Below are 18,963 nucleotides of genomic sequence, written 5' to 3'. Positions count from 1 at the left end.
GATTCGTGTCCTGTGAGGGGGCTTTTCTTTGTTTTGCGGTTTTCAGCAGCAGTAGAACTTCAGCTCGCCGTTTACCATCTCGTACATGAAACCGGCGCAGTCAAAACGGACGTAATTCCAATCCGTGGATTCGTAAACCGGGGGGCGGTCATGCTCTGCGGCCTTGCGGAGCCGGTGGTGTTTATTGACCTCGTAGGTGCTGGCCGTATGGAGAATCTCGATCTTGTCTACTGTAAAGCAAAAATACTTTTCCACCACGATTTCCACCACCTAGACGTTTCTTTTTGTGTATTTTCGGGATTTCAAGGATCTCCATAGCAAAAGAGAAAAGCCCCGAAAATCCTTGCAAATCAAGGATTCCAGGGCTTTTTTCTCTGGAGCAGGTGAAGGGAATCGAACCCTCGTGTTCAGCTTGGGAAGCTAAAAGAAATGTAGTATTCCCAATGGTTTGAGCCACTTTTTGACCTGTATTTGACCTGTCCTTTAGAAATTTTCGGCGTTCGCGCCCCCTAAATAAGCGTCCAATTTGTCCACACTTTTTCTTTTATGTAAACTGTCCAGGTGCGTGTAAATCCGAAGGGTGGTCTGGATATCGGCGTGGCCCATCTGGGCACAGGCTTGGACGACATCAACGCCGGAGAGGTACAGCAGAGTGCAGAACGTATGCCGGAGCCAGTGCAGGGTGATGGGCGGAATCGTCATGTCAAACTTGCGCTGACCCGGCTTTTTCATTTTCTCCAGATCGGCGGGTGTGCGGGTTCCATACTTGATATTGAGCAGACGCATATAGGACTTCCAGAGGGCTTCCCAGGCCGTGGGAGTCATAACCCGCCCGTCGGTGGTGTGGATCACCAGGGCATTGTCTCTAGGTATTTGGGAGAGGTAGTCCACCAGCTTCTGGGGGATGTCCACCACGCGCATCCCTGCGGCGCTTTTGGTCAGGTGGCGTAATACGGGGGTGTCGTTTGGCGGGTACTCGATGACCTTGTTGACCGTGATGGTCTTGCCTTTCAGGTCAACGTCAGCCCAGGTCAGCGCTGCCAGCTCACCACGCCGGAGCCCAGAGAGCATCATAATAACCGCCACAGGTTGCCCCCGGTGAGGTGTGTCCCATATCCACTTTTGCTCCTCCGCAGTCAGCGCGCGGCGCTTCTCTGCGGCCCTTCCCGGTTGTGTCAGTTGTACCAGGTCGACGGGATTACTGGGGATGATGCGGCCCACAGCCCTCTGCATGATTTGTTTTATTGTGGAGTGGTAGAAATTGACCGTGCGGGCGGCCTTACCGTCTTCCTGGAGCTTAACAAGGAACCGCTCTATGTCGTCGGCCCGCACATCGGCCATTTGGTAATGAGAGAGGTGCTGCTTCCACTCCTCCACAGCGTGGCGGTAGTTCTCCTTTTGCCGGGCGGTGATGTCGGCGGCGTTCTTCAATTTCAGAAAATCGTCCGCCCACCGGGCAAAGGTATCACGGGAGGAAAGAAGATCAATCCCTAGTCCGAGCTGCTGACGAACTTCTGTTTCCTTCTCCTTCAGCTCCGCAGGATTGGCAGCATAGACAGTTTTATACTTCTTTCGTCCATTTTCGTCCCGCCCTAGATAGATTTGACTGCAATACCGCCCGTCAGCCCTCTTCTTTGGCATTTTCACGCCTCCCCTTTTTCACCTGCTGCTTAATGTCCGACAATTCCCGTTGTACCTCTAGTTGCAAGGCCCCATCCATCATGCGGGGATAAACCGGCACAACCTTCTTCTGCGCACTATCTCCTAGGACCATAACTTTCTTATGGTCGTCAGATGCTTTCCCATCTTCCACAGTTGCAAAGTAGTCTACATCAAAAAATAGATAGGCGTGGAGCGCGTCCAATATGCCGGGATGAAGGACAAGCTGGTCTATCACCTCCGCCCACTTGTCCCGCTTGTCGTCCTGCGTGAGACGAGAGACTGTGTGCTCTGACAGACCGGTCTTCTCGCAGATGTCGCGGGTTGTGGAATCAGTGGCCTTTATGTCAGAAAGAGCCAGAAGATAGTCAGCCGACACATGGTAGAAGTCAGAGAAATACCGTAAATACTCGACCCTCATTCCGTTGTTCTTAAAGCGTTTTGTGTGATTTTCGTCCGACACTTCATAATTTATAAGACTGTCCTTTGAAATCTCCACTCCATATTTTTCAGAAATAGCGGCCTGCAACCTTTCATAGGAAAGACCTCTGCTTTTGCGGAGCTTCCGCAAGCGCTCCCCCATTTTTAGCGAAAGTTTTTCTTTGTTCATGTATTCCTCCTAAGTCGAAAATAATCAACAAAATACGCGATAATCAGAAAATAATTTACTATTCTCTGCTGGTAAAGCACAGAGATTTTTGTTATGATTTAATCATCCTAAGAACAATTATACAGTAAAAAAATCAACTGTCAAGGAGGGATCAACAAAATGACGCGTACAAATGAAGTCGTCAGAAGGGCAGCTCGCGTTGCAGATGTGCCACTCTGGCAGATCGCCGCCAAGATTGGGGTATCACAGCCGACCATGACGCGCTGGCTCCGATTTCCGCTTCCAACCGATAAAGAGGAGCGGATCATGCAGGCGATTCAGGAACTTGCCCTGGAGCGGGAGGTGGGAGCGTGACGACCAGAAGGATCAATAAACCCCGCCGCATTATCCACGACGTGGAGGAACTGCCTGTAATTTGCGGCGCAGCAGAGGCCGGGCTTCTCCTTCGGCTCACCCCGGAGACGGTGGCGCGGATGGCCCGGCAAGGGACCCTTAATGGGCGCAAGCAGGGACAAGTCTGGTTCTTCCGCCGGGATGACCTAGTGGCCTATCTGGACGACCTGTTCTCCCAGGGGGTGGTACAGTGACCAGAACAAAAGAAATCCCGCCCAACCGGTGGCACGGTGGAGCGGGAGGCAGGAGAGATGTGGTGTGGTATCCCTTCCTATGCTTTTTTGTTCATTATATCACAACCACTCCCAAAGCACAAGAGAGGGGTGAAAGATTTTGCCAGACTACTTAAACAGACTGCTATCAGAGGGCGCTTCCCTGTCATGGGCGCAGGCAAGACTTAACGCCGGACTAACAGCGGAGCAAATCTATAAGGACGAGTGGAGCGGGAGCGACGGACACCCCGCCCGCCTGCTAGGGTGCGAGTTGCGCCCGCCCGATTTCTCTGACAGTGGGAACGCAGATGTTTTCTGTCGGACATATCGCGAACAGCTCATATACACCGACAGCCGGGGATGGTTGGCCTACGACGGTAAGCGGTGGGAGGCCAACGACCACCAGGCTTTCAAGTTGGCCGGTAAACTATCCGCCGATATGCTGGAGGATGCCAAGAGGGAATATTTTGCCGCTGTCCAGCAGCAGGCAGAAGTGGAGGTTGCCGTCAGCGAAGGGACGCAGGACGACGAGGCGAAGGACAAGGCCAAGAAGATCACCAAGAGTGCAAAGTCGTACCTAGACCACGCCCAGCAGCTCCGCAACGAACGCCGGATCAAGGCAATGCTGGAACTGGCAAAACACGAACTAGCTATTGACCCCTCTATTTTGGACGCTGACCCCGACATACTCAACACACCCGCCGGGCTTGTCCATCTACCAACGGGGAAGCTGATGCCACATGACCCCAAGCGATTCTGCACCAAGATCACCGCTGTTTCACCAGGAACCAAGGGGGCGGAGTTATGGCTGAATTTTCTCAACACTATATCACAAGGCAACGGTTCCATGATTGGCGGATTACAAATGCAATTTGGGATGTCTGCATATGGAAAAGTGTTTGAGGAAGTTTTACTTCTATATTTTGGTGGGGGCAGAAATGGAAAATCAACACTGTCAAATTCAGTGTGCGCCACTTTTGGGGATTATGCGGACGGGATGGACGCAGACATTTTAATTGCAAATAACAACCAAGGAAGCAGAGGCGCGGATATTGTGGAGTTGCGTGGCAAGCGTCTGGTTGTTTGTGGAGAACTTGAAGAAGGCCGCAGGCTATCTGTTGCAACAATGAAGAAGATAACAAGCACCGATCCAATAACAGCAGCCGCAAAATTTAAGCAGAAAGAAACCTTTATCCCATCGCACACAACAATTCTTCACAGCAATTACCTCCCCCGTGTCGGCTCCACCGATGACGGTACATGGAGACGTTTGATTCCAGTGGAGTTCAAGGCACGGATACCAGAAAGCAGTGGTATTTCAAATTACAGTGAATTTCTTGTTCGGGAAGCTGGCCCCGCCATTCTTGCCTGGGTCGTTCAAGGAGCTGTGAATTTTGCGAGGAACAAATATAAACTTACCCTTCCAGATGTGATCGCAATAGCCGCCGAAGAATATCGGCAACGTGAAGATTGGCTTGAAAATTTTCTTTCAGAGCAGTGTGTTATGGAACCAGAGGCAAAAGCACCGGCGGGAGAGTTGTACAGGATTTATCGCCAATGGGCGGAGGAGTCCGGCGACTATGTTCGGCGTTCAACTGATTTCAATGCAGCCATGGAAGGACGCGGATTTTCCAAGCGAAACCCACACGGAAGTAAGTTTTGGATCGGACTAAAGATTGACCGTCAAGCAAAATTCTTAGCTTGATTGGGTGGCGAGGGTTGCGCAACCTAGCATTAATTATATAAAAACGGAAAAAACGTTTATATAGGAGTATTTATAGCAAAGTTGCGCAACCTCCACCACCAGACCCGAAAACCCTTGCGGCATAAGGCTTTGCGGTTCATTTGTTCATTTTTCTCCAAGAGACCCTTTTTCGTGTAAAGGTTTACATAATTTCTTGAGTTAATGAAGGTGATATAGATTGAAGAACCACGGCAATAACTCCCCGGCCATGACGTTTCCTGAAATGGTGGCGGATGGGGCGGAGCAGAAAAGCAAGAGCAAACTATACAAGGTTGAGGCGTCGCAATTCGTGGATGAACGATTAGCCGCCCTGATTGCGAAAACCACGGATGAACTAACCGCAGCGGCCACGGCGGAGCCGGTGACGCTGACTGACACCGAGGAAGTAAAGCGGCGGACGGTTTATTATCTGCGGGCGTGTGAAACGTCCTCCTCCTTCCCTTCTATCGCTGGTCTTGCCCGGTCTATGGGCTTATCCCGCCAAGCGGTCTATGATTGCATTTGGAGGCACAGCCCAGCAAAAACGGCTGATTGGCTGGAACTATGCCGGGATTCGTTTTCCGATATTCTGGCAGAGGCGAGTTTAAGGAACGATTGCAACAATATCACGGCAATTTTCCTGCAAAAAGCCCTTTACGGCTTGCGGGAAAGCGTGGAGATTGTGGCAAAGACAGAAACCCCGCTCGGCGATTCGCTCGACCAAGCAGCGCTTGAGGCCAGAATTGCCGGCAGCGTCATTGTGGATGATGAATAGGGGGCGGATATGACCACAGGAGAAGTGATTGCGGCAACGGGTATTTGCCCAAGTACAATTTACGGCCATATCGAGCGGGGCAACCTATACGGAACAATGGTAAATGGGCGCTGGCAGTTTGCGCCGGATGAGGTCTATTCATGGGCTTGTTTCTGCTGGCGTTGCCAAACTATTACCATGTACCCGCCGCACAGGATTAAAGACTACATCGAACATTTTTGCATCAGAAAGGAAAGAAAACACAATGGATAAAAATATCAAGCGTCAATTTGAATCTGTCCGCCGTGAGTATGACAAGCTGAAACAAGGGGCTATTGATGATCTGTCCGCCTATCGCTCCGGCATGGAGCGAGTAAGGAGTGAGGCAAGCAAATATAAGGACGAAAAGGCTTATATTGACGAACACAGCGGGGATCTGAAATATAGCACACGGAAGAAAATCGAAGAATCTGAAAAAGAATTTTGTGATTATATCCACGGTACGATTATTCCGGCTCTCCGTACTGCGCTTGTAGACCACATGACCGCCGCCCCGGATAGGGCGTTTATGCAGACCTTGACATATTACAACGAATTTGGAATTAAGCTGGATTCAGCAGAGGTAAAAGCCCTTTCCTATGATGCAAGCGGAAATTCCCTTGCGCTCCGCTGTCTGGCGAGTGTTGCGGAGAAAAGCGGCGTTTCCGTTCGATTCCCCACCGTCAAAGAGTACAGCGGAATTATTGACCGGCTGGAGAAGATGGCGCAGCCGCCTTTGCTGTTTGCCGGTAGTATGGACTACATCAACGAGGCCGCACAGGTTATGCCGGATATGCCTTTGCGCCGGGCTGATGGGAGTATCTACGGCACAGCCGGAAGGCCAAGCAGCACATACTTAATTACGCAGATTCAGAGTGTGGAAAGCATTATGAAGGCGGTGGACAATGCCGGGGAGAAGTGGGCGGCACAGGTCGTGCCGGAGATTTCCGAATACAAGCCCTATAAGGACGAGGACACCGGCGAGGAAGTGACCGCCGCAGAACAGAGGGCGCAGGATAAATTAACCGCCGCACAGATGATAGATGCAGAGGACACCGCAACGGCAGAGGACGAGGCCCGCAGGATGGGGGCGGAGATGGCCGAGGCGAACCGAAAGGCAAACGAGGGATTGCAATACTACATCAACGGGGGGCGCAGCGTATGACACCCTTAAAGGCTATCCGATTGAAATGCCCTGATTGTCCCCTATTCCCTTTCCGCTTTGGCAAGAACCCGAACCGGGCAGGGCTGACCAATGGCGGCTCTTTCTCAAAAAACAACGGCACAGCAAGCGATTACAGCCCCGAAACAGCAGAGGAAGGGTAACTATACCCCCAAGCGCACAAAGCAAGCGGGAGCGGCCAATAACTGGCTACTCCCGCTATTTTTTGAAACCCTTTTAGAAACGCTTTGGAATTTTTGCGACTACTCGGAGTGGTGAGGTGGGGGGGCTGGCAGATTTTTCTAATCCCCCTGGGGTGCCGTCCCTCTCCATCTTCTCGTCGATGGCCTCGTTGATGAAGCTATTCACGCTTTGGCCGTGGGATTCTGCGTGGGCCTTGATGGTGTCTTTCTTGCCTTTTGGGAACCGATATGAACGACAACGTAAGAGCTGGACAGGATAGAAGTCACACAGTGCAGGCAAGGAAGACTTAAGAGCCACCAGCCGCTTGCTCCCAATATAAAAGGAGGTCAACACAATGAGCATCAACGAATTAGAAATGAAGTGCCGGGAGCTGCGCCAGCTCCAAAACCTGATCGAGGAGGCCCAGGCAGAGGCGGAGGCCATCAAGGACGCGATCAAGGCCCACATGGGGGACCAGGAGGCCGTCCAGGCCGGGGAGTATAAAATCACCTGGAAGTCGGTAAAGACCGCCAGAATCGACACCACGGCCCTGAAAAAGGCCCTGCCGGATGTGGCCCAGGCGTTCACCCGGGAAACCACCGTCCGTCGGTTCCAGGTAGCATGAGAAAAGCCCCTCTCCAGTGCGGCAACACCGGGGAGGAGCCGAAAGGAGGGCAGCTTGTGAGATACCACATGGGTACATGGTACTACCGAGGCAAACGGTATGCCACCCTGCACCAGGCGCTTGTGGATGCCTGGCAGTAAGACCACACAAAGGAGGTCGTGGTCATTGTATCACGGCCTCCCACATAATTCAAGGAGGAAGTATGAGTAAAGATTATATCATAGCGCCTAACCATATCCGCTATGAGCTGGAGGAAGCAGAACGGGCTGTAATCGCCGTAAATGGTATTTTGGAAGATGTGATAGACCCCACTTTTAAGGGTTGCACCTGTGGAGGTTTGTTGGATGCGTGGAGCGAGGAGACAAATGGAGATCGCGGAGCCGCTGCCCTCAAATGGATGGAGCAAAACTTTGATGCTATTTATGCAGCTTGCTATGCGTCCAATGCGCTTTTACTAAGGGCCGTTGACATCCTCCAGGGGTTACCTGTTCCCCATGAAAAGGAGGTCCCACAACATGGATGAAGAACTGAAAACCCTGCGCAAGCAGGCCCTAGCCGCAATTCAAGCACTGCCAGAGGACAAGCAAGTGGAGATGTGGAACATCATCAGATACTTTTATAGGAGGAAGGAGGCCGCCCAGCATGGATGAATCCCACGCCAAGGCCCAGGAGACCCGCAAGCGCAACGAACAGGCCAGGAGAGAGCGACAACTCAAAAGGGAGCGGGAGAAATCCGCCCAGGTTGAGGCCCTGCGGCAAATTCGAGACAATCCTAAAGCCACACCAGAGGCACGCCTGGAGGCCGTGAAGCTGCTGCTGGAGATGGAGAGCAAGGGGTATATCTGAATAGTGGAGCGGGAGCGACTTGTCCGCCTGACTGACCTGACCTGTCTCTGACCTGTCCCACCGAAAATTTCGGCCTATTTTCGGCCCTTTTCATCCTAATTTCTGGAAGCTAAAACCAAAGAGAAAACCCCCGGAGCCCTTGGGGCTCTAGGGGTTGCTCTTGGAGCAGGTGAAGGGAATCGAACCCTCGTGTTCAGCTTGGGAAGCTGACATTCTGCCATTGAACTACACCTGCAATTTTCATTGAATATATTATAGCACATTCTTTTTCATTTTGCAAGCACAGATTTGTAAGGGATCATGCCCGTCTCATAAATGTAATTTTGCACAAAACTGAGGATTTGGACACTGCGGATATTACGGTCTGAGCGCGATTGTTCTTCCATTTGGAGCATATTTATGCGGTCAACCGACCGCATGGACACGATGAACTGTGCTTCTTGTCGGTTTATGAGACAGGTGTGTGTAAGGGATCAGGGCAACAGCATTTAAAAATATTGATACAATGGATAGTGCAAAGAACGAAATGATATGTAGAATTCTTTACCTTGATAAAGTGCATCCGCTAGGGCTTGTTTGAAAATTGGCGATGTGTCCAGCAGCGAGGGATTTTGGGCCTCTGGCAAGCAATTTTTTCGCAGGAATCCTGGCGGATTTCAAGGAAAAATTGCGCCGTCCAGGGGGCAAAAGCCCCGCCGGTTGGGCATGTTGACATTTTTCAAACAAGCCCTAGGCGTTCCGTCATCGATATCCAGACTGTTTCGGCATCCTGGAAGGGACGGTTAGAATCGATATTTCTTGTGATAAGATAAAACCGCCGCGCAGCGGCGGACCCAAACCGCAACCCAGCGAAGCGGTTGCGGTTTGGAAGCGAAGAAATTCCCTGTCCGGCTAAGAAGCCTCGCCGTCAGGCGGGGATTCTGCCAAACAGGGAATTTCTGAGCTGGTACGCCTGAAGGGACTCGAACCCCCAGCCTTCAGAACCGGAATCTGACGCTCTATCCAATTGCGCTACAGGCGCGTACCCACTTACAACCCTCTCAGTTGCTCGATTATTATAACAACCTTTTCCGGGTTTGTAAAGAGGGAATTTTGCAAAAACTGCAATTTGGAAGAAAAAATCTGGCTCAGCAGGGAATGGTGGCCCAGGTCCGGGCCCCGGAGAGGTCCTGGAAGAGCAGGTGGTCCGGGGGCAGGAAGGTGAAGAGGACCACCAGTCCCGCCAGTACCAGAACCAGCACCAGACCCAGATCGCCCCACAAGGCCCGCTCCCCCGTGGGGTGGAGGACCCCCGGCAGCAGGAAGCCCGCCGCCATCACAGCCACATAGATCACGATGTCCACCCACATGGCCTCGCCGCCCAGGGTGATGTAGTAGATCCACCCCAGGGCCAGCATCACGGCGCACAGCAGGGGCGCGGTGAGCATCCAGGGGGTCCGGGTCCCCGGCTCCCCGCCCCGGGTGAGCACCAGGAAGGCCGCCAGATAGGGCCAGAAGATGATTTTGACGTGCTCCCACAGGCTCTCGTTCACCGGCGAGAACAGGGCGGTGACAGGGTTGGGCAGCAGATCATACAAAAAATGCAGGCCGGCCCCCGCCGCCGCAGTGACAACAAAGGCGATCAAAAGTCCCTTGGACAGCTTCGGCATTTTGTCCTCTCTCCTCTCGTGGCTTTCTGTCTTATGGTATGCACCCGTCCCGCCGGATTATGTCCTGCTTTTTTCTGGAAGGACGGGGGAAAACCTCCGGCTCCCCCGGCGCAAACTCCGTAGCCGCCGGGCTTTCCCCTTTTTCCCATGCCAAAGGTGTGTTTCATTGCCAGCGCCCGGGCCGCTTGTCCGCCCGAAAAGCGGGCCATATTACATACGGCGGGCGTTTTTTGCGCGTCCGCCTCTTCCATTTTTGACAAAGGGGTGGTATTATGAGAGAAGAAGAACAGACCAGGCCCTGGGCCCTGACCCTGCTCCAGGCCATGCGCCTGGCGGCCTTCGGCCTGGCGCTGGCGGCCCTGCTACTCAGCCAGGGCCGCTGTGCCGCCGCCGTAGAGGCGCGAACCGTGATCCCTATGGGCCGGGCCGTGGGCATCAAGCTCTTTTCCGACGGGGTGCTGGTGGTGGGCCTGGCCGATGTCCCCGGTCAGGCGGGCTCCGCCGCCCCCGCCAGGGCCTGCGGCCTGAAGCAGGGGGACATCATCACCCACATCAACGACACCCAGGTGGACACCATCGAGCAGGTCCGGGAGGTCCTCCAGGATCTGGAGGGGGACCAGATGAGCATCCGGGCCATGCGGGGGGACAAGCAGGTCCAGTTCACCGCCCAGGCGGTCCCCTGCGACGACGGAACCTATAAGCTGGGGGCCTGGATTCGGGATTCCATGGCCGGCATCGGCACTATGACCTTCTATGACCCCTCCACCGGCCTCTTCGGCGCCCTGGGCCACGGCATCAACGATGTGGACACCTCCCTGCTGATGCCCCTGGAGTCGGGCTCCATCATGTACGCCGAGGTCTCCGACGTGCGGAAGGGACAGGCCGGAGAGCCCGGGGAGCTCCATGGCGCCTTCCAGGTGGAGCGGGACCTGGGGAGCCTCTTCGCCAACACTGCCGGCGGCGTCTTCGGCACCCTTACCGACACCGGCCTGGCCCAGGGCCTCACCCCTGTCCCCGTGGCCGCCCGGAGCGAGGTGAAGGTGGGTCCCGCCGTCATCCGCTCCAACATCGCCGGGGACGACGTGGAGGAGTACGCCGTGGAGATCATCCGGGTCTTCCCTGCCGGCAGCCACGACACCCGGGAGCTCATGGTGAAGGTCACGGACCAGCGGCTCCTGGAGGCCACCGGCGGCATTGTCCAGGGCATGAGCGGCAGCCCCATCCTCCAAAATGGGAAGTTGGTGGGCTCCGTGACCCATGTGCTCATTAACGATCCCACCCAGGGCTATGGCATCCTGGCCGAGACCATGCTGGAAACCGCCCAGCAAGCCCGCACCGCTTGACTGCGGCCATTCTCCTGTCCGGGTGCAGGGGCCCTCTTAAAAATTTCCTTTTTTTGGAATTTCCCTCTTGCGTTTGCTGTCAATTTGTGGTAAATTAAGGACAGGCGGACCGACGGCTGTCCGAAAATCAGTTCGCAGGGGTCCTGCGGAAAGGGGAGTCCACATGGAAAATCAAAAGCGCGTCCTGATCGCCGACGCGGATGACGCGTTTCGGGAGGCACTCATCGACGCATTGGCGGAGGAAGGCGACCTGGAGGTCGTGGGGTATACCGACGACGGGGAGCGGGCGGTGGAGCTGTGCCAGACGCTTCGGCCGGACGTGCTGGTGATGGACCTGCTGCTCAACCGGATGGACGGTATGGATGTGATCTCGGTTCTGGGCAGGGAAAAGCTCCCCATTCTGGTGGTCTCGGCCTCCTGCCGGGGCGTTGCCGGGAACCTGGCCTTGAACCGGGGGGCCAGCTACTGTATGCTCAAGCCCTGCAAGCTCCCCGCCGTGGCCGAGCGCATCCGGGAGCTCACCGCGCCCATGGACGCCGGCGACGCCAGCAGCACCCGTCAGACGGAGAATCTGGAGAGCGCCGTCACCGCCATCATCCACGAGATCGGCGTCCCCGCCCACATCAAGGGCTACCAGTACCTCCGGGAGGCCATTATCATGACGGTGGAGGACATGGAGGTCATCAACGCTGTCACCAAGGTCCTCTACCCGGAGGTGGCCAAGCGCTTCGGCACCACCGCCTCCCGGGTGGAGCGGGCCATCCGTCACGCCATTGAGGTGGCCTGGGACCGGGGTGATCTGGAGACCCTGCAAAAGTATTTTGGATACACGGTCTCCAACGCGAAGGGGAAGCCCACCAATTCTGAGTTCATCGCCATGATCGCCGATCGCCTCCAGCTCCAGCGCAAGGAGAAGTAGGGGGCGGGCCTGCATGGGGGAGGCCACAGGCCACAGCTCATCAGAAACCGCTTTGTACCCGTAAAAGGAGGAGTAGACACTCACAAAAAGTGTGAGTGTCTACTTTTTCACATATTTGTTTTCCCTTGCAGTCATGCAAGGCTTTGGGATGCAAGGGTCTCAAGCAAAAAACGTCCTGCCCGAAAGCCAATGTCATTAAATTAGGGCTTGTTTGAAAATTGGCGATGTGTCCAGCAGCGAGGGATTTTGGGCCTCTGGCAAGCAATTTTTTCGCAGGAATCCTGGCGGATTTCAAGGAAAAATTGCGCCGTCCATGGGGCAAAAGACCCGCCGGTTGGGCATGTTGACATTTTTCAAACAAACCCTAGGCCAGAATAGGCGGAAAAAACGGGCTGCTTCCCTCTGATTTAAGCCCTTCCTTTGACGATTGCTTTCCATTTCCACTGTATACGCATTTATGATGGGCTTTAATCAGCGCTTCCTTAGGTTCGGTGCATCCAGAACGCCGCACCCACAGTCTAACACAAAACCGGGCCAGCCCGCAAAACCTGCGCCGTGTACTCTGCACAGGCGAGAAGCATCCCCAGGCGGCGGGCGGACCGCTCCCTGGACCGATGAGCAAATAACCGGCGAGAGCACCAACTGTAGTCCGTTGGTGCTTTTTTCATGCCGCCGGACAGGCAGACCCCTCAGCGGGAAATCCCTCCGTCTACGGCTTTGCCGCAGCCAGCTCCCCCAGAGGGGAAGCCGAGAAGGAGGCGGCGGGGAGCCGCAAACCCATTCCGGAGGGGCGCCGGGCCCCCACAAGGCGGGCCCCGTTTTGTCGAGATTCAATAAAAAACTCCCCTTCTTTTTTGGAGTTTTCACCGATTCCGTCCAATAAAAGTCAAAAAAATGAAAGACGAGGTGTGCCAAGCGGATTTACCCCACCGGGCAAATCTGGTAAGCTCTCCTCAGACCCTGGAGGAGGTCCGCCAGGAAGGGTGGACCCTCTCCCCAGGCCAAACGGTATACAAGGAGGTACCATCATGAAAAAGAAACTGCTCTCCCTCTTGCTGGCCCTGTCCATGGGCCTGACCCTGGCCGCCTGCGGCAGCGGCGACACCCAGGAGTCCACCCCCAGCACCGACGGTGGCTCCGGCGCCGACGCCGAGCTCCCCGTCCTGAAGGTGGCCGTCATGCCCTTCCTCAACTGCCTGCCGGTGCAGTACATGATCGAAAACGGCCTGGACGTGGCCAACGGCTTCCAGATTGAGACCGTCTACTTCGCCAACGGCACCGCCATGAACGAGGCTCTGGCCGCCGACCAGTGGGAGGTGGGCACCCTCAGCGCCGCCGCCGTCAACTCCCTGGCCATCTACGGCGCCTACTGCATCGCCGACATCGGCCACTCCGAGGGCGGGCTCTACACCCTGGTCAGCCCCGACTCCCCCATCGCCCAGGTCCAGGGCTCCAACCCCTCCTACCCCGACGTCTACGGCGACGCCGACTCCGTCCGGGGGGCCGTTATCGCCACCCAGACCGGCACCATCTCCCACCTGAACGTCAACAAGTGGCTGGAGGTCCTGGGCCTCACCCCCGACGACGTGGAGCTGGTCAGCATGGACTACCCCTCCGCCTACCAGGCCCTCATCACCGGCAACTGCGGCGTGGCCGCCCTGAACCCCCCCACCTCCTATACCGCCGAGAGCGAGGGTTATGTGGTCACCTCCAGCCTCTCCAGCCTGGACGTGCCCCAGTTTGACTCCATCATCGTCTCCAATAAGGCCTACACCGAGCGCCGGGACGTGCTGGTGAACTATGTCAAGGCCTTCTTCCAGGCCACCGACGCCCTCCAGGCCGACCCCGACATGGCCGCCCAGATGCTGCTGGACTGGTACACCTCCAACGGCAGCGAGACCACCCTGGAGGCCTGCGCCACCGAGATCGAGACCCGCCCCTTCGTCACCAGCCAGGAAGCCCCCACCATCACCATCGGCGAGTCCGTGGAGGTCACCGGCGAGTTCTGGGTGGAGCAGGAGCTCCTGGAGGAGAACCGCTTCCCCGAGATCGCCACCCACATCGACGACAGCATTCTCAAGGAGGCCCTGGGCCTGTCCTGAACCCCTTCCCAGGGCTCTCCTAAACCTTAGGCTTCTCAGGGCCTGATACACCCAAAGCGGAGGGCGCCCAAATACCGAGCGCGTACTTGGTATTTGCGCGCCCTCCTTTGCGGAAAGGAGTGGTCTCTTTTGAACGAGTACGCCAAACAAAAGCGCAAGGAAAAAATCAAGTTCGGCATCGTGTCGGTGATCTCCCTGTGCCTCTTCTTCACCATCTGGTACGTCTGCACCGCCGTGCTGCACCTCAAGCCCGACTACATCCTCCCCAGCCCCGTCCAGGTGGTGGAGGCCTTCATCGACAAGCTCACCCGTACCGCCCCCGACGGCGCCACCATCTTCGGCCACATTGCCGCCAGCCTCCAGGTGGCCCTCACCGGCTACCTGCTGGGGGCCCTGGTGGGCGTCCCCCTGGGGGTGGCCATGGCCTGGTTCCGCCGGGTGGATATGTTTGTCACCCCCCTCTTTGACCTCATCCGCCCCGTGCCCACCATCGCCTGGATTCCCCTGATGATCCTCTGGTTCGGCATCGGCCTGGGGGCCAAGGCCGCCATCATCTTCGTCTCCGCCTTCGTCCCCTGCGTCATCAACGCCTACGCCGGCATCAAGCAGACCAAGCCCGTCCACCTCTGGGTGGCCCAGACCTTCGGGGCCTCCCGGAAGGAGATGCTCTTCACCGTAGCCATCCCCACCGCCCTGCCCCTGATCTTCACCGGCCTGCGCATCTCCTTGGGCACCGCCTGGATGACCCTCTGCGCCGCCGAGATGCTGGCCTCCAACAAGGGCCTGGGCTACATGATCCAGGTCAACCGCTCCCTGGCCCGGGCCGACCTCATCGTGGTGGCCATGCTCACCATCGGCCTCATCGGCACCATCTTCACCGTGGGCCTCAACGCCCTGGAGCGTAAATTCGTGAAGGGAGGCCGCCGCGGATGAAAAAGAAACTCGACGTGGAGAAGATGACCTACGCCGTGCTGGCCATCGCCTGCTTCTTCATATTCTGGTGGTTTATCACCACCTTCACCCCCGCCAAGGAGACCACCCCCGGCCCTGTGGAGGTGATTCAGCTCCTCTTTACCTCCTTCTTTGAGCCCATCGGCAGCCATGTCATCACCGGGCACCTGCTGGTGAGCCTGCGCCGGGTGCTGGTGGGCTTCTCGGTGGCCACGGTGCTGGGCATCGTCCTGGGGGTGGCCATGGGCGCCTCCAAGTGGGCCGAAGCCATCTTCAAGCCCATCTTCGAGCTCCTGCGCCCCATCCCCCCCATCGCCTGGATCTCCCTGGTGATCCTCTTCTTCGGCATCGGGGAGGTGTCCAAGTACATCCTCTGCGGCATCGGGGCCTTCACCAACGTGACCCTCAACGCCTACACCGGCGCCCAGAACGTAGACCCGGAGCTGGTGGGCTGCGCCCGGATGCTGGGCACCAGCGAGCGGGACATCTTCTTCCGGGTGGTCCTCCCCTCCTGCACCCCCCAGATCTTCGCCGGGATGCAGGTGGCCCTGTCCACCAGCTGGATGGCCGTGCTGGCCGCCGAGATGGTGGGGGCTCAGGAGGGCTGCGGCTGGATGATCCAGCGGGGCAGCGACACCCTAAACATCACCCTGGTGATGGTGGGCATGATTGTCATCGGCTGCGTAGGAATGCTCCTGGCCGCCGTCATGCGGGTCATTGAAAGGAGGCTGTGCGCGTGGAACATCATGGAGAGCTGACCCCCATCATCTCCCTGCGCCATGTGGGGAAGACCTATATGAGCGTCCACCGGAGCAACGAGGTGGTCCGGGACGTGAGCCTGGACGTGGCGGAAAACGAGTTCGTGGTGCTCTTCGGCCCCGGCCAGTGCGGCAAGACCACCCTGCTCAACCTCATCGCCGGCCTCCAGCTCCCCACCGCTGGGGAGGTCTATGTGGACGGCAAAAAGGTGGAGGCCCCCGGCCCCGACCGGGGCGTGGTCTACCAGACCACCGCCCTCTTCCCCTTCTGCACCGTCATGGGCAACGTGGAGTTCGGCCCCAAGAGCCGGGGGGTGGACAAGAAGACCCGCCGGGAGCGGGCCCAGTACTTCATCGACCTGGTGGGCCTCCAGGGCTTTGAAAACAGCTACCCCAACCGCCTCTCCGGCGGGATGCGGCAGCGGGTGGGCATCGCCCGGGCCTACGCCAACGACCCCAAGGTCATGCTCATGGACGAGCCCTTCGGCCACCTGGACGCCCAGACCCGCTACATGATGGAGGCCGAGCTGGAGAAGCTTTGGCAGAAGGAGAAGCGCACCGTGGTCTTCGTCACCAACAACAGCGAGGAGGCCGTCTATCTGGCCGACCGGATTCTCATCCTCACCAACACCCCCACCCACGTCAAAGAGGAGGTCCGGGTGGACCTGCCCCGGCCCCGGCAGTACAGCGACCCCGCCTTCCTGGCCATCCGCCGGCGGATCGAGGAGCTGTGCGACGACACCCTGTAAGGAGGTTCCCATGAGCGACGAAATCAAGGTAAAAGTTTCCCACATGACCAAAAAGTTCGGCGACCTGCTGGTGCTCAACGACATCTCCTTTGACGTCAAGACCGGGGAATTTCTGTGCGTGGTGGGCCCCACGGGCTGCGGCAAGACCACCTTCCTCAACTGCCTGACCAAGCTCAAGGCCTATGAGCTCACCGGCGGCGAAATCCTCATCAACGGCGAGCCCGTGGACCTCCAGAAGCACAACATCGCCTACATCTTCCAGGAGTACTCCTCCTTCCCCTGGGCCACGGTGGAGGAGAACATCGCCTACGGCCTCAAGGTCAAAAAGCGCCCCCCGGAGGAGATCAAAGAGCGGGTGGAGGAGATGCTCCAGCTGGTGGGCCTCACCGAGTACCGGAGCTACTACCCCGGCCAGCTCTCGGCCAGTATGCTCCAGCGGGTGAGCATCGCCCGGGCCTTCGCCGTCCAGCCCGAGCTGCTGCTGATGGACGAGCCCTATGGCCAGATGGACAACTCCCTGCGCTACAAGCTGGAGGACGAGCTCATCCAGCTCTGGCAGCGCACCGGTACCACAGTCATCTTCATCACCCACAACATCGAGGAGGCCGTCTACCTCAGCCAGCGCATCCTGGTGCTGACCAACAAGCCCACCAGCATCAAAAAGGAGATCGACAACAACCTGCCCCGGCCCCGGGACGTCACCGACCCTGCCTTCAACCAGCTCCGTGACGAGGTCACGGACCTCATCAAGTGGTGGTAAACATGAATACAACGAAAAAGCGTCCCAATATCATCCTCTTTATGGCGGACCAGCTCCGCTTCGACGCCCTGGGCTGCTACGGCAACAACGAGATTCATACCCCCAACATCGACAGCCTGGCCCTCAACGGCTCCACCTTTGACAACCACTTCATCCAGAACCCGGTGTGCTCCCCCTCCCGGTGCAGCATCCTCACCGGCCGCTACCCCAAAAACCACGGCACCCGGGACAACGGCATCCCCCTCCGGGACCAGGAGATCTGTTTCCCCCAGGTCCTCCGGGAGAACGGCTACCGCACCGCCGCCATCGGCAAGATGCACTTCACCACCCAGTTCGTGCCCAAGGAGAACGAGGAGGACGACTGGCCGGAGGACCGCTACGGCTTCGAGGTGGTCCACACCACCTGCGACACCAAGACCGGCGAGTACCTCGCCTGGCTGAAGGCGCAGAGCCCCAAGGACTATGAAATCGTGAAAATGCAGGGGGAGCGCAAGGCCCGGGAGGACCGGGCCAGCGCTGCCGAGAAGGACGTCAGCGGTCCGCCCCAGGTCTACCCCAGTGAGGTGGACCCCCGCTTCCACCAGTCGGCCTGGATCGCCGGCCGGACCATCGACCTCATCAACGAGTCCACCCCGGACCGGCCCTTCTTCGCCCTGTGCAGCTTTGTGGACCCCCACCATCCCTTTGACCCCCCCGCCCCCTACTCCACCATGTACGACCCCGACCAGCTCTCCCTGCCGGTGCGGCAGGAGGGGGAGCTGGAGGACAAGCCCCCCCACTTCCGCCGCCACCGGACGGGACGGGGGTGCAGCAACGAGAAGTACGACTACCGCCGCCTCACCGACCGCCAGTGGGGGGAGGTCAAGGCCGCCTACTACGGCATGATCAGCCTGGTGGACGACAGCATCGGCCGGGTCCTCCAGGCCCTCCGGGACAAGGGCATCGAGGATGACACCCTCATTCTCTTCACCTCCGACCACGGGGAGCTGATGGGGGACCACGGCCTCCTCTTCAAGGGCCCCTTCCACTACGACTGCCTCATCAAGGCCCCCATGATCCTCCAGTGGCCCGGCGTGGTGCCCAAGGGCTCCCGCTATGCCCAGATCACCGAGCACGTGGACCTCATGCCCACTTTGCTGGATCTGGCCGGAGTGGCCACCCCCTACGGGGTCCAGGGCATGTCCATGGCCCCCATCCTTTGGGGGGACCAGGGGGCGGGCCGGGCCTACGCCCTCACTGAGTTCACCTGCTATGACTGGGGACTCAATCTGAAGACGCTTACCGCCCGGGACTACAAGCTCACCTACTACGCCGGGGAGCAGTTCGGGGAGCTCTACGACCGGAACCGGGACCCCCACGAGTTCGTCAACCTCTGGGACAACCCGGAGTACCGGCCCGTCCGGGAGGAGCTGCTGCGCCGCCTGCTGGACCGGGTCATCCAGACCGAGGACACCCTGCCCCTGCGCATCGGCAAATACTGACCACGCGGCGCGGCCGGAAGGGGAATCCGTCCCCTCCGGCCGCGC

General features: G+C 57.6%; 22 protein-coding genes and 2 tRNA genes. 17 read left to right on the top strand and 7 right to left on the bottom strand.

Translation table 11 applies throughout. The features are described 5' to 3' along the window. Positions 1-42: 42 nt before the first annotated feature. The 3 genes from Q0K09_RS03785 to Q0K09_RS03775 form a co-directional block, all read right to left on the bottom strand. Positions 43-255 (bottom strand): hypothetical protein, encoded by a 213-nt coding sequence (locus tag Q0K09_RS03785; RefSeq protein WP_294473110.1) that lies wholly within the window; start codon positions 253-255, stop codon positions 43-45. A 228-nt stretch (positions 256-483) separates the two neighbouring features. After that, complete coding sequence (locus tag Q0K09_RS03780) at positions 484-1,641, bottom strand: site-specific integrase (protein ID WP_294473107.1); 1,158 nt, start codon at positions 1,639-1,641, stop codon at positions 484-486. Further along, positions 1,622-2,269: a hypothetical protein gene (locus Q0K09_RS03775; protein WP_294473104.1), complete on the bottom strand. Its 648-nt coding sequence runs from the start codon at positions 2,267-2,269 to the stop codon at positions 1,622-1,624. The genes Q0K09_RS03780 and Q0K09_RS03775 overlap by 20 nt, the downstream gene beginning before the upstream one ends. A 159-nt stretch (positions 2,270-2,428) precedes the next feature. Here Q0K09_RS03775 and Q0K09_RS03770 point away from each other — a divergent pair, with 159 nt between their 5' ends. From Q0K09_RS03770 to Q0K09_RS03750, 5 genes are all read left to right on the top strand, one after another. Beyond that, positions 2,429-2,623, top strand: a complete 195-nt coding sequence (locus Q0K09_RS03770) for a hypothetical protein (protein ID WP_294473102.1) — start codon at positions 2,429-2,431, stop codon at positions 2,621-2,623. Beyond that, the gene (locus Q0K09_RS03765) at positions 2,620-2,856 is read left to right on the top strand and encodes a helix-turn-helix domain-containing protein (RefSeq protein WP_294473099.1); all 237 of its coding nucleotides are present in this window, start codon (positions 2,620-2,622) and stop codon (positions 2,854-2,856) included. The genes Q0K09_RS03770 and Q0K09_RS03765 overlap by 4 nt, the downstream gene beginning before the upstream one ends. A 139-nt stretch (positions 2,857-2,995) precedes the next feature. Beyond that, positions 2,996-4,579, top strand: coding sequence for a phage/plasmid primase, P4 family (locus Q0K09_RS03760; protein WP_365931367.1), 1,584 nt, complete (start codon positions 2,996-2,998; stop codon positions 4,577-4,579). A gap of 217 nt (positions 4,580-4,796) precedes the next feature. Further along, the gene (locus tag Q0K09_RS03755) at positions 4,797-5,372 is read left to right on the top strand and encodes a hypothetical protein (protein ID WP_294473097.1); all 576 of its coding nucleotides are present in this window, start codon (positions 4,797-4,799) and stop codon (positions 5,370-5,372) included. Positions 5,373-5,616: 244 nt separating this feature from the next. Then, on the top strand, positions 5,617-6,555 hold the full coding sequence (locus tag Q0K09_RS03750) for a hypothetical protein (RefSeq protein WP_294473092.1): 939 nt from the start codon (positions 5,617-5,619) through the stop codon (positions 6,553-6,555). A 234-nt stretch (positions 6,556-6,789) separates the two neighbouring features. Here Q0K09_RS03750 and Q0K09_RS03745 read toward each other — a convergent pair whose 3' ends face one another. Next, a complete protein-coding gene (locus Q0K09_RS03745; protein WP_294473120.1) occupies positions 6,790-7,098 on the bottom strand; it encodes an Arc family DNA-binding protein in 309 nt (102 codons plus the stop codon). Between Q0K09_RS03745 and Q0K09_RS03740 the strand changes: the two genes are divergently transcribed. The 4 genes from Q0K09_RS03740 to Q0K09_RS03725 all read left to right on the top strand — a co-directional run bounded on the left by Q0K09_RS03740 (position 7,091) and on the right by Q0K09_RS03725 (position 8,206). Further along, entirely contained in the window at positions 7,091-7,360 is a 270-nt protein-coding gene (locus tag Q0K09_RS03740; protein WP_294473089.1) for a hypothetical protein, read from the top strand. The two genes, Q0K09_RS03745 and Q0K09_RS03740, sit on opposite strands and share 8 nt — an antisense overlap. A 202-nt stretch (positions 7,361-7,562) precedes the next feature. Continuing rightward, the gene (locus tag Q0K09_RS03735; protein ID WP_294473086.1) at positions 7,563-7,883 is read left to right on the top strand and encodes a hypothetical protein; all 321 of its coding nucleotides are present in this window, start codon (positions 7,563-7,565) and stop codon (positions 7,881-7,883) included. Beyond that, positions 7,876-8,010: a hypothetical protein gene (locus Q0K09_RS03730; protein WP_294473083.1), complete on the top strand. Its 135-nt coding sequence runs from the start codon at positions 7,876-7,878 to the stop codon at positions 8,008-8,010. The genes Q0K09_RS03735 and Q0K09_RS03730 overlap by 8 nt, the downstream gene beginning before the upstream one ends. Next, on the top strand, positions 8,003-8,206 hold the full coding sequence (locus Q0K09_RS03725; RefSeq protein WP_294473079.1) for a hypothetical protein: 204 nt from the start codon (positions 8,003-8,005) through the stop codon (positions 8,204-8,206). Before Q0K09_RS03730 ends, Q0K09_RS03725 begins: the two co-directional genes overlap by 8 nt. Before the next feature lie 161 nt (positions 8,207-8,367). Here Q0K09_RS03725 and Q0K09_RS03720 read toward each other — a convergent pair. From Q0K09_RS03720 to Q0K09_RS03710, 3 genes are all read right to left on the bottom strand, one after another. After that, positions 8,368-8,441 (bottom strand) — tRNA-Gly (locus tag Q0K09_RS03720). A 709-nt stretch (positions 8,442-9,150) separates the two neighbouring features. After that, positions 9,151-9,227 (bottom strand) — tRNA-Arg (locus Q0K09_RS03715). Positions 9,228-9,333: 106 nt separating this feature from the next. Further along, positions 9,334-9,855, bottom strand: coding sequence for a DUF6512 family protein (locus tag Q0K09_RS03710; RefSeq protein ID WP_294473076.1), 522 nt, complete (start codon positions 9,853-9,855; stop codon positions 9,334-9,336). Between the two features lie 272 nt (positions 9,856-10,127). Here Q0K09_RS03710 and spoIVB point away from each other — a divergent pair, with 272 nt between their 5' ends. The 8 genes from spoIVB to Q0K09_RS03670 all read left to right on the top strand — a co-directional run bounded on the left by spoIVB (position 10,128) and on the right by Q0K09_RS03670 (position 18,918). Beyond that, the gene (gene spoIVB, locus Q0K09_RS03705) at positions 10,128-11,198 is read left to right on the top strand and encodes a SpoIVB peptidase (protein WP_294473072.1); all 1,071 of its coding nucleotides are present in this window, start codon (positions 10,128-10,130) and stop codon (positions 11,196-11,198) included. Between the two features lie 163 nt (positions 11,199-11,361). Then, positions 11,362-12,117 (top strand): sporulation transcription factor Spo0A, encoded by a 756-nt coding sequence (spo0A, locus tag Q0K09_RS03700; protein ID WP_294473069.1) that lies wholly within the window; start codon positions 11,362-11,364, stop codon positions 12,115-12,117. A gap of 1,028 nt (positions 12,118-13,145) precedes the next feature. Further along, a complete protein-coding gene (locus Q0K09_RS03695; RefSeq protein ID WP_294473065.1) occupies positions 13,146-14,219 on the top strand; it encodes an ABC transporter substrate-binding protein in 1,074 nt (357 codons plus the stop codon). A gap of 129 nt (positions 14,220-14,348) precedes the next feature. Beyond that, positions 14,349-15,152 (top strand): ABC transporter permease, encoded by an 804-nt coding sequence (locus Q0K09_RS03690; RefSeq protein WP_294473063.1) that lies wholly within the window; start codon positions 14,349-14,351, stop codon positions 15,150-15,152. Beyond that, entirely contained in the window at positions 15,149-15,928 is a 780-nt protein-coding gene (locus Q0K09_RS03685; protein WP_294473061.1) for an ABC transporter permease, read from the top strand. The genes Q0K09_RS03690 and Q0K09_RS03685 overlap by 4 nt, the downstream gene beginning before the upstream one ends. Then, positions 15,907-16,677 carry an ABC transporter ATP-binding protein gene (locus Q0K09_RS03680; protein WP_294473058.1) on the top strand — a complete coding sequence of 257 codons (771 nt, stop codon included), beginning with the start codon at positions 15,907-15,909 and terminating at the stop codon, positions 16,675-16,677. Before Q0K09_RS03685 ends, Q0K09_RS03680 begins: the two co-directional genes overlap by 22 nt. A gap of 10 nt (positions 16,678-16,687) precedes the next feature. Then, the gene (locus Q0K09_RS03675; RefSeq protein WP_294473056.1) at positions 16,688-17,437 is read left to right on the top strand and encodes an ABC transporter ATP-binding protein; all 750 of its coding nucleotides are present in this window, start codon (positions 16,688-16,690) and stop codon (positions 17,435-17,437) included. Between the two features lie 2 nt (positions 17,438-17,439). Beyond that, positions 17,440-18,918 (top strand): sulfatase-like hydrolase/transferase, encoded by a 1,479-nt coding sequence (locus Q0K09_RS03670; protein WP_294473053.1) that lies wholly within the window; start codon positions 17,440-17,442, stop codon positions 18,916-18,918. Positions 18,919-18,963 lie beyond the last annotated feature (45 nt).

The sequence above is a fragment of the uncultured Intestinimonas sp. genome (genome assembly GCF_944387725.1).
In the GTDB taxonomy this organism is placed as follows: domain Bacteria; phylum Bacillota; class Clostridia; order Oscillospirales; family Oscillospiraceae; genus Intestinimonas.
The sequence above is the reverse complement of the archived record's forward strand: the minus strand, read 5'-3'. Positions and strand labels throughout refer to the sequence as shown.